This is a genomic window from Affinundibacterium seohonense (assembly GCF_014284305.1).
Classification (GTDB): domain Bacteria; phylum Pseudomonadota; class Gammaproteobacteria; order Burkholderiales; family Burkholderiaceae_D; genus Undibacterium; species Undibacterium seohonense.
Genome location: NZ_JACOFW010000001.1, coordinates 228653 through 243921, shown reverse-complemented (window position 1 = coordinate 243921; position 15269 = coordinate 228653). Strand labels below are relative to the sequence as shown.

Annotated in this window: 15 protein-coding genes; all 15 read right to left on the bottom strand. The window is 45.3% G+C overall.

The genetic code is table 11. The annotated features are described in order from the left end of the window. Nucleotides 1–11: 11 nt before the first annotated feature. On the bottom strand, nt 12–938 hold the full coding sequence (locus H8K52_RS01055) for a peptidoglycan DD-metalloendopeptidase family protein (RefSeq protein WP_343044115.1): 927 nt from the start codon (nt 936–938) through the stop codon (nt 12–14). A 53-nt stretch (nt 939–991) separates the two neighbouring features. Next, on the bottom strand, nt 992–1831 hold the full coding sequence (locus tag H8K52_RS01050; RefSeq protein ID WP_186920653.1) for a protein-L-isoaspartate(D-aspartate) O-methyltransferase: 840 nt from the start codon (nt 1829–1831) through the stop codon (nt 992–994). Then, on the bottom strand, nt 1828–2565 hold the full coding sequence (gene surE / locus H8K52_RS01045) for a 5'/3'-nucleotidase SurE (RefSeq protein WP_186920652.1): 738 nt from the start codon (nt 2563–2565) through the stop codon (nt 1828–1830). The genes H8K52_RS01050 and surE overlap by 4 nt, the downstream gene beginning before the upstream one ends. 147 nt (nt 2566–2712) lie before the next feature. After that, nucleotides 2713–3966, bottom strand: coding sequence for an HD-GYP domain-containing protein (locus H8K52_RS01040; protein ID WP_186920651.1), 1254 nt, complete (start codon nt 3964–3966; stop codon nt 2713–2715). 300 nt (nt 3967–4266) lie between these two features. Next, nucleotides 4267–4776, bottom strand: coding sequence for a uracil-DNA glycosylase family protein (locus H8K52_RS01035; RefSeq protein ID WP_343044114.1), 510 nt, complete (start codon nt 4774–4776; stop codon nt 4267–4269). A 359-nt stretch (nt 4777–5135) separates the two neighbouring features. Continuing rightward, nucleotides 5136–5576: a type II secretion system protein N gene (locus tag H8K52_RS01030; protein WP_186920649.1), complete on the bottom strand. Its 441-nt coding sequence runs from the start codon at nt 5574–5576 to the stop codon at nt 5136–5138. Nucleotides 5577–5634: 58 nt separating this feature from the next. After that, a complete protein-coding gene (gene gspF, locus H8K52_RS01025) occupies nt 5635–6852 on the bottom strand; it encodes a type II secretion system inner membrane protein GspF (protein ID WP_186920648.1) in 1218 nt (405 codons plus the stop codon). 20 nt (nt 6853–6872) lie between these two features. Continuing rightward, a complete protein-coding gene (gene gspE / locus H8K52_RS01020; RefSeq protein ID WP_186920647.1) occupies nt 6873–8303 on the bottom strand; it encodes a type II secretion system ATPase GspE in 1431 nt (476 codons plus the stop codon). A gap of 5 nt (nt 8304–8308) precedes the next feature. Continuing rightward, nucleotides 8309–10471: a type II secretion system secretin GspD gene (gspD, locus tag H8K52_RS01015; protein WP_186920646.1), complete on the bottom strand. Its 2163-nt coding sequence runs from the start codon at nt 10469–10471 to the stop codon at nt 8309–8311. A 10-nt stretch (nt 10472–10481) separates the two neighbouring features. Beyond that, nucleotides 10482–11261, bottom strand: coding sequence for a type II secretion system protein N (locus H8K52_RS01010; protein WP_186920645.1), 780 nt, complete (start codon nt 11259–11261; stop codon nt 10482–10484). 1 nt (nt 11262) lies between these two features. Further along, nucleotides 11263–11766 carry a type II secretion system protein GspM gene (gene gspM / locus H8K52_RS01005; RefSeq protein WP_186920644.1) on the bottom strand — a complete coding sequence of 168 codons (504 nt, stop codon included), beginning with the start codon at nt 11764–11766 and terminating at the stop codon, nt 11263–11265. Beyond that, a complete protein-coding gene (gspL, locus tag H8K52_RS01000) occupies nt 11766–13040 on the bottom strand; it encodes a type II secretion system protein GspL (protein ID WP_186920643.1) in 1275 nt (424 codons plus the stop codon). The genes gspM and gspL overlap by 1 nt, the downstream gene beginning before the upstream one ends. 104 nt (nt 13041–13144) lie before the next feature. Beyond that, nucleotides 13145–14221 carry a type II secretion system minor pseudopilin GspK gene (gene gspK, locus H8K52_RS00995; RefSeq protein WP_186920642.1) on the bottom strand — a complete coding sequence of 359 codons (1077 nt, stop codon included), beginning with the start codon at nt 14219–14221 and terminating at the stop codon, nt 13145–13147. Beyond that, nucleotides 14218–14883 (bottom strand): PulJ/GspJ family protein, encoded by a 666-nt coding sequence (locus H8K52_RS00990; RefSeq protein ID WP_186920641.1) that lies wholly within the window; start codon nt 14881–14883, stop codon nt 14218–14220. Before H8K52_RS00990 ends, gspK begins: the two co-directional genes overlap by 4 nt. Continuing rightward, a complete protein-coding gene (gspI, locus tag H8K52_RS00985; protein ID WP_246464183.1) occupies nt 14873–15268 on the bottom strand; it encodes a type II secretion system minor pseudopilin GspI in 396 nt (131 codons plus the stop codon). Before gspI ends, H8K52_RS00990 begins: the two co-directional genes overlap by 11 nt. Nucleotide 15269: the final 1 nt, after the last annotated feature.

The following is a 15269-nucleotide window of genomic DNA, read 5'->3' as shown; positions in this document are numbered from 1 at the left end:
CAACGACGGTTTTATCGCGCAGGTAAAAGTTTTAATGGATCCACCGGCTTACCAGATTGTCGTATTTCAAAGTGCAATTTCACTGTCTCACTATCAGAATTGCCCATTTCAGCAATTTTCTGACCTTTACTAACAGTTTGGCCTTTTTTCACCAAATTTGTCTTGTTGTGGGCATAGACCGACAAATAATTATTTCCGTGAGTAATCACGAGCATATTGCCATATCCGCGTACGGCCCCGACTTCGTAAATCACCTTACCCGGGGCTACCGCGACAATATCTTGTCCAACTTTACCACTGATATCGATCCCTTTATTTTTGGGATCTTCAAATGTCGCGATCACCTTACCATTCGCTGGCCAAATCCAATCGATAATCTCTTGTGGAGCGGTACTGGCTTTTTCAGAAGGTTTCGTCGTGCCAGTTTCAGACTTTACGCCGACTACCACACCGCCACTGTTATCAGCTTTTTGCAACTCAGCTAAATTCGTTTCTGAGTAAGGCCGTTTTTCGCCCTTAGGAGAGCTTTTATGGGTTGCTGGATTGATAGGATTTAAATTGCGGACTTCAATCCCGGAATTACTAGAAATCGGCGTTACTTTTACACCGGATGCATCGGGAGAACCAACCCACAAAACCTGATCGACTTTAATGTCACTGGGATTTTTGAGATTATTCCACGCTACCAAATCACTAACACTAACATTATAGTCGAGCGCAATTCGCGACAGCGTATCACCACGTTTTACAGTATAGCTGGGACGGGAGTTAGGTGTTTTTGCGATGACTTCAGATGGTTTTTTTTCTAATTCTTGTGGTGCTTCTTTGCTGCGCTCAACCACGGGTGCCTTGTTAGGCACAGAATTACAAGCACTTAACAGTACCAGCAGTAATACAGTAATACTATTTTTTACGATCCAACTTTGCTTCATAAACATGTCTTAATTTCTGATTAAAATTTGCAAGAATAATTGCAGTCTCAGCGACTTCGTTAAATAACACCTTGATGCAAGGGAACGAAGTGGCATTGTTCCAAAACAGTACTACGCCATTCCTGTTGACCAAGTCGTTCAATTAATTGCAAAACTTGCTGGCGCGCGCCTACCGGTGCAATCAATCTACCGCCTATCGTTAATTGTTCTAACAAAGCGTGGGGAACTTCCATACCCGCCGCCGCTAGTATGATACCGTCAAATGGACCACTTTGTGGCAAACCTAACATGCCATCACCATAATGCAGCCGGATATTCGCAATACGCATCGGCCGTAAGTTGCTTTTAGCAAGTTCGTGCAAGGCTTTAATTCGCTCTATCGAATACACGTCTTTCGCCACCAAGGATAAAACAGCTGCTTGATAACCACAGCCTGTACCAATTTCCAACACCTTATTTAAGGGTCTTCCATTACGCAAAATTTCTATCATTCGGGCAACAATATACGGTTGCGATATTGTTTGATGGTGTCCGATAGGTAGTGATGCATCGACATAGGCTTGGCTTGCTAATCCCGACTCCACAAACAGGTGACGTGGAATGGCCTCTAAAGCTGCCAACGCCAAGGTATCTTTTACACCTTGTTGCGCTACACGTGCAACCATTGCCTGACGAATTTTTTCAGACACCATGCCAACGCCTCGATCTGGTGTCGATAATGCAGGGTTATTCGTTTTGACGGGGGGTGGCAATGGGTGGTTGGGAAACGGATGTCGTGGATTGGTCGAGGCATTTTGCACGGCAGTTTGTAACTTTGCAGAAGCTTGAAGACTTGTTCCACTACGTTGATTAACAACGGAAGATAAACTCAATGGAAACCGTTTCTCTTTTGTCGTCATGCCAAGTCCACCGCTAAAGCCGACATTTGTTTTAAGTCAGTCAAATCAATTTGCAAAGGCGTGACGGCAACGTATCCTTTTGCTGCCATGTCAAAATCGGTACCTTCACTGGCGTCTTTTGCCGCACCTGGAGGACCAATCCAATATATCTTACGTCCACTTGGATCGAGCGACTGAATCACAGGCTCAGACATATGACGTTTTCCTAGACGGGCCACACGAATTCCAAGAATATCCTGATACGCCATATTGGGAATATTCACATTTAGTAGATACGGTTTCGGCATTGAAGGAAACCCGCGCAGAACCATTTCAACTGCGATTTGCGCGGCATCATTGAGTGCGCCCCAGCCTTTGTTAACTTGTGAAAAGGCGATCGCTGGGATACCGAATAGAAACGCTTCCGTCGCTGCAGCAACGGTACCGGAGTACAGCGTGTCATCCCCCATATTTTGTCCTTGATTGATGCCGGAGACCACAAGGTCAGGGGGTTCAGTCATCAAAGCTGTGAGAGCAATATGCACACAATCAGAAGGTGTCCCATTCACGAAGTAGAAGCCATTATCAGCACGAGACAGGCTTAATGGTCTATCCAGTGTTAAAGCATTTGAGGTGCCGGAACGATTGCTATCGGGAGCGACGACAGTAATATCTGCATGTAGCCGCAAAGCATTGGCCAAGGCTAGAATCCCTGGCGCTAAGTAGCCATCATCATTGCTAATCAATATTTTCATGACCGCATTTTACACTGATGCGAAACTTGAAAATCTCCTCTTCAGTGATTTATTTCAAGCGTTGGTTTTGTCACCATTTTGTTCACAATGTCGAACGAAGTACTTGACCCAAACCAAAAAATTTTATTCAAATTCAGTGATCAGAGATTAAGTAGGCCCGACATTTTCGCCTAGCCAGTAACGGTCAATATCTTTCAAGCCCCAAGTACTTGCATCTTCACGGGATACAATTTTATCTTGGAATCCAGGACCAGCCAGATCCAGCAGAACGGGGGAGATATAGGCTAGCGACTTGGTAGAGAAAAAAGCCCGTACTTTCGGCAACAATAGTGAACGGCCAATTTGCTGCTCAACGACCACACCCAGCCTACCGGACTGCAGTTTTACTAAAGTCCCAACAGGATAAATTCCTATGCTACGAACAAAAGCCTGAAATACGACTTCATCAAAATGGCCGCGACTCCATTCCGACATCTTCTTCAAAGACTCTGCTGGGCACCAGCCTGATTTATATGGGCGATTCGAGGTAATCGCGTCATACACGTCGCACACTGCCCCCATCTTCGCATACAAACTAATTTCTTCTCCTTTTAGTCCCTTTGGATAACCGCTGCCATCCATTTTTTCGTGATGATGCAGACAAACATCTAAGGCGATTTGGCCCACGCCTTTTGATTCGAGCAGCATCGCATGCCCAGCACTGGGGTGTTCTTTTACAGAGACAAACTCTTCATCTGTAAGGCGACCTGGTTTATTTAATATTTCTGAAGGCACGGCCATCTTACCAATGTCGTGCAAAAGACCTGCCAATCCGGCCTCACGAGTTTCATCATCACTTAAGCCAAGCTGGCGCGAGAGTGCAATCATCAAGGCGCACACAGCAACCGAATGCATATAGGTATAATCGTCGGCTGTTTTTAGACGTGCCAAACCAATCAAAGCGCCTGGATTTCGCATCACCGAGTTGGCAATCTCTTCAACCAAGGGCATCGCCTGATCCGCCTCAATGGCTTTCCCCATTCGTGCTTCACTGAACATCGAAAAAACTGCGCCCTTGGATTTGCCGACAATTTTAGCGGCACGTCCCATTTCGGCATCCATCGAGACTGATTCAATTTCAGAGTACGGCCGACGTTCTTCGACTGGTGCGACCTCTGGCACAGCGACCTCTGGTTTTATGTCCTGCACATACACAGGTTCGGGGGCATCTTGCAAGACGTCACAACCTTTTGCAGTATCAATCCACGCCTCTCGAATACCTGCGTTTTTGATTTTATCGATTGTCACTTGACTATCAATCAAAAACGATTTTTGCCAAAATGGTGAACTCATCCAAGACGCACAAAGCTCATGCACGTGCATGCCTTGACGTATTTGAGCAAACTTGATTTTTTTCAACATAAGTGACCAGTTCCAACAATCAGATTGAGATTTACATCAATTTCCAAGCACTGACGCTTCAACCATAAATTCCTTGATATGACTATCACTTCACATCTACAAAATTAACCCGTGGAAATTTAATTTCATTTTACAGCAGCCGAAGTAGCTTGACATGCTCACGCCGAATGAATTTCATTGATTTGCAGCAAATATACAAAAATGCAGGATTTAACGGGTGTGAAAAAACAAGACAGCGCGTTTGATTCAAGAAGAACAGCAAAAGCGTATCGTTATCTTTAAGACCTTGCGATTAACATTTTATCGATACAGCAACTTAAGTGCTGCAAAGAGTTGATGCATTTCTGCATTCTGAATAAAGCTCAAGTTATAGGGATGTTCCGATGCAATTATCTCAAAATCAGAAACATTGGGGACAGTCGCGAGTCGATCTGCAATTTTCCCCCACAAAATTAAAGCAGGTTTGTTTTTTTGCGAAGATAAAGCCTTCAATATCACTTCTAAAAATACTTGCCACACTTTGGCATCAATGGAAGGAGCAACATGATTACGAAATACTAAGGAGGCATTTAGCATTAAAAAGCCCTGTCGCAAAAAGTTTTCCTGGAGCTGCGACATTGTTTGCACAAAATGCTCAGGCGAAGCTCGAAATTGTTGCGCAATTGGCGCTAAGGCACCTATACCAGTATCCTCATTGCTTAATCTGCCATCTGCAAGTAACAGCATTTTAATAAAATTACGTAGGGAGGTTGCGCGATTCACAGCTTTACTGAGACCAGCATTTTTTTCATTTGACCAGATTTCATTCACAGCACCATCCATGAAACAATACCCTGTAGCACTCAAATCTCGCGGATATGGTCCCTCTCCGACCAAGACAAACTTCACTTCAGCCAATGGAATAGAAAACGCAGCAAACAGTCGATGTTGTGTTGGCAAAAACTGAGCGTGCGTTAATTCAGAAAAGTAGTTTGGGTAAGTGACATGAATTGCCTCAAGCGCCTGTCGTAAAACTGCGCGCCAAGAAGGATGTGCCAACGCTAAATCCGGCAAAAAATAGTCTAATGAGTTCATGGGCAAATCGAGTGCTAATGGTGAACTGGTGAATGGCTATGAAATATGCCTGAGCTAAAGATGAAGGAACTTATCGCTCTTGTCACTGGATGCACTCAATTGATTGCGCTTGGCGCTGGCACAATACCGGCGTTTGGCGTAACAACCGGTAAATCTATGCGTCGTGGAACGCCTGATTCACTGACAATCACATGATCGGCGTGCACCTCCTGTAACTTTACGCCAGGAATTAATTCTTTCCCGATACCTAGCGTAAAATTTGGTTTGCCGTCGACCAAAATAATTGCCACACTGTCCCGTGCTTGAGTTGCCACGATGACGCCTTTTAATTGGTAGTTGCTAGGCGCAGCCTCTGCTACTGCGGATTGTCCAAATAAATTGCCCCATTGACCAACACTGGGTTCATAACTATTCACAGTGACAGGCGCTTGAAGTGGGCGAACTTTAGGCTTAAAAATTTGCGAACCCCAATACGTAAGCAACGCGCAGAGAAGTGCAAATAGGATGACATTGATGATTAAGGGCAAACGCTTCATGTTGTTCTCATTGAGCTAATTGTTGTTATCTATATGTTGATGATCGACACGGTGATGCTTATCGCACTAACTGATTAATTTCGATAATTGGCATCAATACCGCCAAAACGATCAATAGCACGACCACGCCCATCGCCAAAATCAATAGTGGCTCTAACAGACCCGCGATCGTCAAAGCTCGACGTTCCAAATCTTGCTCCTGTGCAGAAGAAGCACGCTCCAACATCGCTGGTAATTCACCTGTCACTTCACCCGCACGTATCATATGAATCAGCATCGGTGGGAAATGTTTATGCGCCGACAGTGCACGGGCTAGACTAACACCTTCGCGTACGCTATTAGTTGCATCTTCGACCTGCGCACGCATCGCCACATTGGAAAGCGTTTCGCGACTGGTTTGTAAAGCCGTCAAAATCGGCACTCCTGACCCTGTCGTGATCGATAAGGTACTAGAAAAGCGCGCCGTATTTAGACTTCGTTCGAACTTGCCATACATGGGAGCATCCAATAACCAAGTATGCCAACGCATCTTTATTTGTGGATTTTTTAAAGCGTGACGACACGCAAAGACGATGCCGACCACGACAATCGCAACCAGCCACCCGTAAGCTCTTACAAAATCAGAAACTGCGAGCATGACCACCGTTAAGATTGGTAATTTCTGCTTGGTATTAGCAAATACAGAAACAATTTGTGGTACGACGTAGGTCAACAGAAAAATCACAATAGCAAATGCGACGACAGTGACGATTGCAGGATAGGTAAAGGCCAATTTCACCTTTTGCGTCAGGGCATTACGTCGTTCAATAAAATCCGCCAAGCGCGACAGCACTTTCGACAGTTGCCCAATCTGCTCACCGGAGGCAACCAAAGCACAATAGATATCGGTGAAGTCATTTTGATGCTGTTTCAGTGCATCAGACAAAGCCGAACCCGCCAAAATCTCTGAGCGAACCGAGGCGATCAAATCACGGATATACACGCGTTCCGCCTGTTCCAACAAAGCCGAGAATGCCTGCTCAAGCGGTAAACCAGCCTCTAACAAACTAGATAATTGGCGGGTGAACAACGCCAATTCCACGGTCGATAAATGTTCTCCAAAGATAGACTTACCGCGTTTTCTATCCCCCGTCTGATTGGCAATTTGCTCAACCAAGACAGGCACTAGGTTCTGCGCACGTAAATCTGAACGCGCAGCACGTGCACTGTCGGCAGTCAGAACACCTTTTTTGTTTATTCCTTTGGGATCAACCGCTTCATAACGAAATGCAGGCACTGTGAAACTCTCTTTTCGAATTATTCTTTGGTCACACGCAACAACTCTTCACGAGTCGTCACACCAGCATCCAACCAACGCTGTCCGTCTTCACGCATAGATTTCATCCCATCACCTTGCGCTGCGATACGAATTTCAGCTTCGGAAGCCTGATGATGAATCTGCGCAGAAATCGCTTCGGTGGTTAACAGCAATTCATAAACGCCGACGCGACCTTGATATCCGGTATGTCCACAGTGTTCACAACCTACTGATTTCCACACCCCTGAGTCTTGCACTTTACAGTGGCTACATAATTTTCGAACCAAGCGCTGCGCCACCACGCCTAATAAGGAAGACGACAACAAGAAAGGTTCGATACCCATATCGAGCAGACGTGTCACAGCCGCGGCGGCATCATTGGTGTGCAGTGTTGCCAAGACTAAGTGACCTGTCAGTGACGCTTGAACTGCAATTTGCGCGGTCTCTAAATCACGAATCTCACCAATCATAATGACATCAGGATCTTGACGCAAAATAGCTCGTAAGGCTTTCGCAAAACTCATATCGATCTTGGCGTTAACCTGAGTTTGCCCTATCCCTGCGAGTTCATATTCTATTGGGTCTTCTACCGTCAAAATATTGGTAGTGCCTGCATTCACGCGCGACAAGGCAGCATATAAAGTCGTGGTTTTACCAGACCCTGTAGGCCCAGTTACAAGCACAATGCCATGCGGCTGCGCGATTAGTTGATCAAATTGTGTCAAGACTTCGGAACTCATCCCAAGATGCGTTAAGTCTAACTTACCAGCTTCTTTATCTAACAAGCGTAATACCGCACGTTCGCCATGACCGGTTGGTAAAGTCGACACCCGCACATCTACTGGCTTGCCGCCAATACGCAAAGTGATACGACCATCTTGCGGTAAACGTTTCTCAGCAATATCCAATTGCGCCATGATCTTGATACGAGAAACCAGCGAAGCATGAATCGCTTTTTTGGGACGAATCACGTCACGTAAAGCACCATCAACACGGAAACGAACCACAGAAATTTGTTCGAACGGCTCGATGTGAATATCCGAAGCGCCTTCGCGCAAAGCCTGCGTCAACAAAGCGTTAATCATACGAATTACAGGCGCATCGTCAGCGGATTCCAAAAGATCTTCGATCGCTGGCATATCTTGCATCAGCTTAGCCAAATCCATATCAGATTCAACTTCCCCGACCACATCGGCAGCATCCCCCCCGGAACCGGCATAGGCACGTGCGATCTCTAGCAACAAATCGGCATGCGGCAACATATCCAAATGCACGCGCCCGAAGCGACGCCCAGCTTCGATGATTGCGGCTTGTCTGGTTTCACTTGAAACTTTTAGCTCGACAGGTGCGCCTTCTAAATCATCACGTCGGTTGGCAAGAATGGAATAATCACGCGCGAAGGCGAATGGCAATAATCGATTTTCAGACATACGAATTATTGACCTTCTTTTTTAGTTACTTTGCTCTTATCCGCGGCAGCAGGTGCCGAAGGAGTGATTAACTTCCCTTTTTCCAAATTCAATAAGGCAGCATCGGCTTCATTTTCAGAACTACGTAAGTACTGCGTACGCAAGTAATCATAGCGATCTAAGGAAACACTCTTGCTCTCATCAGCATTGCGAATAATTGTGGGTCGTAAAAACACCATCAAATTAACTTTGTCACGAGTTTTCTTTTGATACTTAAATAAATTACCTAAGAAAGGGATATCTCCTAGAAATGGGACTTTATTTTCTTTACCGGACGTATCGTCCCTGATCAAACCTCCCAGAGCAATGATTTGACCATCTTCGACCAATACGTTAGTTGCAATTGAACGTACGGTCGTGGTCGGGCCCTGGCTTCCTTTAATCTCAATGTCACTGACGCCAGAAACTTCTTGCGCAATGGAGAGCTTGACAGTCCCACTTTCTGAAATTTGAGGTTTAACCTTTAACTTGATACCAACTTCTTTACGCTCGATGGTCTGAAATGGATTTGCTCCAGCTGTCCCCGTAGTCGCACTAGTGTACTGTCCCGTCACCAATCCAATCGTTTGCCCGTCAACAATAGTCGCCTCTTCATTGTCTAAAGTCACCAGATTAGGCATGGAAAGTAAATTGGTGCCGTTATCATTCTCTAGCGCTTTTAGCACCGCTCCAATTCCAAGTTGACCGCCGATTTGTCGAAACAATCCAATATTAAATCCTGAACCTAACACTTTTGATCTTGAAGCGGCATCACTAGCAAGATTAATTAAATTCCCTTGATTCGAACTAATCGCACCGAGTCGATAATTGCTTGTACTGTCACCAGTAACGCCTGCCCATTCAACACCTAATTCTGCAGTTTTGGATGCAGACACTTCGACAATGATCGTTTCGATATAAACCTGGGCACGTCGCGCATCCAATTGATCAATCACACCACGCAGGTTTCGATACACGGCATCACTCGCCGTAATGATCAATGTATTGGTGGCTTGATCTGCCTGAATAAAACCACCACCGCCACCACTCTGCCCTTGACTATTATTATTTGTACTAATTGGCAAACTCAAAGTCGATCCAGATGAATTCAACGCCGAGTTATTGCCTTGCGTTGCGCCACCGCCCGCATTATTTTGAGAAGAATTTCCAAAGCCAGAATTGCTATTTGAACTACCAGAGTTTGACGGCAATGAACTCTCGCCACTTAAAATAGAACGCAAAGTTGCCGCTAACTTTACAGCTTCGGCATTCTTTAGATAAACCACATGAATATTGCCAGGCAATTTCGTCGGTTGATCGAGATCGGCAACGAGCTTCTTCATCAAATTTGCGCGAGCAACGGACGGAGCTTTAATCAACACAGAATTGGTACGAGAATCCGCTAACACGATCGCCCGACCAGCATCAGCACTAGCCTGATTCCCTTCTGTCAAACGCGTCACCATGGTAGCAACATCAGCTGCGATCGAATGTTTGATCGGGATAATTTCCAGCTCAGGGTTCGATGGCACATCCAATAGAGCAATCACCTCTGCCATGCGGCGCATATTATCGGCATAGTCCGTGATCACGATGGAGTTATTACCCGGGTTCACATTAATGACGTTATTTGGGGAGATCAGAGGGCGCAAAGCTGTCACGATATTATTCGCAGCTTCATAGTTCACTCTGAAAACTTGCGTAATAATCTGATCGCCTTTGATACTTTTAACTTGCGTTGGGCCACCTTGCAATTTCGCATCGGCCTCAGGCACAACTTTCGAGAAACCATCTGAGGTGACAACCGCAAAACCTAACATGCGTAGATTTGATGTTAGCAATTTAAATGCCTGGTCTTTGGTCAGTGGCTTTTCAGCAACCAAAGTCAACTGTCCTTTAACCCTAGGATCAATTACGAAGGTCGTACCAGTGTAATGACCAACCGCCTTAATCACGGATTCGATATCGGCATTAACGAAATTCAAGCCAGCCGCATTTTGCTTGGACTCTTGGGCAAACGCGACGCTTGACACTGTCACACTTGCAAAGCCAAGGCTGCCGATAAATGCGGCCTGTATCATCGCCGCCATCCATTTTTTGGAGCCTAGATTATGGGTATATGTTGTCGATGTTTTGATTGTATTCTTCATGCCAATTGTCTCATTTATATTCTAAAGCGATAAACTGTTTGCCACCCTCAAAGCGGCGTCTCCCAAGCAAATTTAAAAGATTTGCCATTTTTTCTTCTTGCCCTGCTTCTGCATAGGCTTTACCCGAGAACTGGAAGCGTCCTTGTTGTAATGCGCCAATCCCTTCAAGCATCATAGGCCCTTGACTCGTCATCAAAGCTAACTTAGCAGAATCGCCGCGCCAGTCAAAATCTAAACGGTAGCTTCCCAATGGTTTGATAGATGATGCACGAGAAGCCATCTCATTTAATTCCAATTGCATACTGCCGTTAATGAGTAATTTTCCTTTTTCGAGGCTCAAAGTTAATGGCCTCCATTGCAAAACAATCCTGCCACTAGGTCCAATGGTATTAAGTGGTGCACCAAGGCCTTCTAAACGCTCAGGTGGCAAATTTAAACTTGCCGGACTGACTTGCCACTGTTGAAAATTTCCATCAATCTTCAATGGCGCTGACATCACCACTTTATTTTCCAACACGACGGCAACTTGTCCCAATAAAATCAGCGGGGAAATCTGCCATGAAAACCTACCTGGAAACAAAGGCGTTACAGCAGATTTTTCATCAACGGCTACACCAACAAATGCCGAGCCCTTCCAAAAACTTCCTTGAATATCTCCCAAACTAACTCGCCCCATGGTTTGTTTTTCCAATAGGAAGCCCAACCAACTTGCAGGCAAAAAAATGAGTAGCGTTCCCAAGACACTAAGAACACCAACAAAGAACAAAACAAAAAACGTCTTTCTTTGCATCTTAGTTACTTGCCCTTTGCTGACGTAAGGTCATAACGGCACTAACCTGTCCAGCTTCCGTTAACGATGTGAGTTTAACCTCATCCACTGTCAAACGAGCTGCTTTTTGCATCTCCAAAATCCATTCCATTAAATTAGCATAAGCAACGACATTCACTTGAAATCGGACAATGTCATTTGACACAGTCAAAGACTGCGTTTTGATGTTGCGCCTTGCTAAAGTGGACTCTATCGTTTCCCGCGTAATTGGTGGAATATTTTCAGCGATCGTTTTAGAAAGTTCGCCATACTGAGACGCCATATTTGCCATATTTGCTGCTTGCAATTTAAGCGCTGGAGTCGAGTTTTCTAAGTCTTTGATATTGGTATAAGCAGGTTGTACTGCAAATAAATACAATAAACTCGCTACTACCAACATACCCACACCAATCAGTATTCGGCGTTCTCGCAATTCGCGCTTATTCCAGTCATGGACCAACTTATTCAGCATTTCCATTTGTTTCATCACATACCACCCGCTTCAACAGAAATTTTGATGGCACCATCTTTAACATCGGACTTCAAGCCGCGCTCTTTCAAGGCGGACTTCAGCTGTTCAAGCGGGACATCTGATAAGTTTTTAGGCGTCACAAACAAACTGTGCTCGCGATATTCCATATTCGCCACTGTGCTCACATTTTGTGTTGGCACTAACTGGTCCCATGCTTGGGCAAATTGCGCTGCCAGGACTAAGAAATCATCATTACTTGATTGCCCAGCTAGTTTTTTGGCAGTGTCGATTTTCTGCTGCATTTGAAATAATGGAAGTCTAGATGCAGGTTCTTTTGGAAAACTGTTTTGATAAGTCGCCTGGATTGAATCGCGTATGCTATTTGCCTCGCGACGTAAGCTCCACCATTTCCAATTTAGCGCAAATAAACTAATCAACAGCATTGCCATCAATAGGGACATGGTCCAGCGCCACTTGTACCAGTCGAAACTATGTTTCCCTTCGAGATTCAAGGAGGAAAATAAATCTAAAGTCTGATTGGAAATGCCGCCAATTTTGCTTTTCCAATCCAAATTGGAAAATTTAACTTGCCGCTCATGTACGTCAACATTTTGCAAACAAGTCTGAAGCGCGCTATCGACATAAAAGAGAACATTTGCCTTGGGTGCCAAGACGTCAATCGCATTTTGAATTTGCTTAATCAATGAAGGATCATGTAAATCCATATTTTGCACATCGATGCAAAGGCCTGAGGCTATTTGATCTGCACTTTTCACAGTGACTTCAAGCATACGATAATTTGTTGCTTCAGATTCGATCAGGATCGTTGACATGTCGTCGTGCTGCATAGTGCTTTCGGACATTGCAAAAGCAGAAATTCGACCAGCACCAAGTTGTGTCCCCAAACCGAGGACCTGCTCCATCCATGACCGAACCACAACCGCTACGCCGCAAAAACCATCGACTGGAGGCGTCGCGACAAACAACAAATCAGCGGGATCAGCCAATAGCTGTTCTTCCAGTAGATTGGGAAGAGCAGCCTTAATTTTGGCAAACGGCATAGGCGGAACGGCAACTCGCAAGAAGCTCACGTCGCTTGCAGAAACCAACAGAACCAATTGACCTGCGTCCTTGCTTAATTCTTGCAAAGTAGAAAATGCATGCCGCCCTTGTTGCAAGATATTCTTTTCTGCTGATGCCAGACAATAAGAAAATGTCTGACTATCCCAGCCTCCTAGTGTATCCGCCACCACTTTTGGAGGTAATTGTATATAAAGCGTACTTGCCATGTTCCCCTACACCTTTTTGCCAAATTAAGTTTTTTTACTTTTTCTATTATTGTGACTACTGCATGGCGAAATACTGAGATAAGCACTAAATTCGATACTGAAACTCAATTTTCTTTTACCCACAAAACCTGTGTACCTTTATCATCCCGCTTGAATAAGGCGTCCACCTCTAGCAAGGACCGATTTAATTTAACTCTTCCATTCACCACAAAATAACTGCTACTAAAATCCAGATGTTTGGGATCGACATCCTTCAGTTTATCAGGGAAATTTAACTTAAAATTTTCCAGATTTAAGAAGTGAGCACGATCCCTAGTTGCAATCATCAGCGCAGCATCGGTCATACTAACTTGCGGCAATCGCGCTGAAAGCACTTCCGCTGTCGTCGTATTAACATTGATTGCTGTCCAGTCAGGCAACACCGTAACAAAGTTTCGCAAACGCATAATCGTTGCACTAGTAAATCCGGGTACTGACAATAAATCTTCGATTTGACTAAACTTTAAGAATTGTACTGTGGAATTGGAACCTGTCGGCACACCAACAGCACTACCACTACCATCTGGCGTTGTATTTGCTCCTCCATTAGCTCCCGCACCGGCGCCTCCATTAGCAGCATCACCGGGATTTTTAGGCTGCACAGGGTTTTCAACCCCTTCGGTACCATCTGGCTTTGATGGTCCAACCACCACACGCTCCTGAGTCAGTGCAACCTGCACGGCAACTTGCTGCGCCAGACTAGAATCAAGGCGTAGATTGCTCAACAGTTTTGCGAACACGGCTAACTCTCGCGGATCCACCCGTCCGTTCACTGCCAAATTATTCAGATTGTATTTTGCTTGCGCATCACTGATCTGCCCTGACAAGGTCGCATCACTATCTTCGACTTCGGTGCGTCCATTTTCAACATATTGATCTAATCGCGTGTCACCCAAACTTACAGCCCAAGGCTCACCCAGATGATCTACTTTACTGATGCGTCTGTCTTCACGCAAAATCAAACCAGCCCAATCTAATGCCCCGCGCAGAACCCACTTTTTTTGCATCTGAAAGCGCTGATTTTCAATCGAACGCACTTGCACTTGCTGTTGCCAAAACAAACTGGCAACAATGGTGATCGCCAAGGTCGTCAATAACAGTGCTGTAACCACCGCCACACCGCTTTGTTTTTGGTGCTTCATGCAGCACCTAATAAGAAAATTTTCAAAAGTGGGTTTTGTTGCCCAAGCAATTGCATGGTGACTTCAAGACCGGTTTTGCGCGGCACATCTTTACCCGGCTTGGCAGGAGTTACAGGAACCGCACCCGCGGCTATATCGGTACCAGCGACACGCCAGCTGTTCTCATCATTATTCCAAGTTCGCATCTGAAACATCGCCACATCAGTCTGCAATTTAACCACTGGCATATTGTCATTACCATTCAATGCACTTTGCCAATACGAGTCTAAGATTTTCAGATCACGTGTCGCCACAGATTCTCGTCGCGTAAAGACGCCATCAAGCATTCGATAAGCAACAACTTGCAACTGCGGCGCACGATTATCTTCATACACAGTACGAATTAAAATTAATTGCGTATCGAAGGCGCGTAAATTTTCACGCCTAGGCAACAAAGCGTCACTGACTAAATGTGCACAATCGTTTTCTAATTGGACAAAACTAATTTGCGTACCTCGACTTTGCTCCAATTCTCGATTTAAGGTCTGGCGGGCGCGAATAATACTATCGAGGCCACTCCAACCCATTACCGCAATGATCGCTAAAATCGCAATCGCCACCAATAACTCGATCAAGGTAAAACCCGACTCTTTCCTAAACGTGGTATGCCTACTATGGTGCATTGGGAACCACCTGGGTCAGCTTAGCTAGACGACGTTTAAGGTCACTAGCATCAAAAACGAAAACTTCAACGCGTCGAAAAGAAGGATTTGGAGTCGACAAAACGTGCTCTTCACACATCAAATTCAATTCACCTTGGGGACAAGGAAAAGTGCGCTCACCGAGTTGTGGCCACTCCTTACCTAAACGAATTTGCGCCAATCGATTCTCCGCAGACCAGTTCGCCATCATGGTGGCTCGCAATCCGCTACTATTTTGCGCGAGACTGGCAACAGCGCGTAAGCTGGCACCGAGCACGGTGCCGACGATCACTAGGGCAACTAAAACCTCCAGCAGCGTGAATCCTAGTGAGCGGCGCGGCATATCTCGCAATGTGATTTTTTGCATA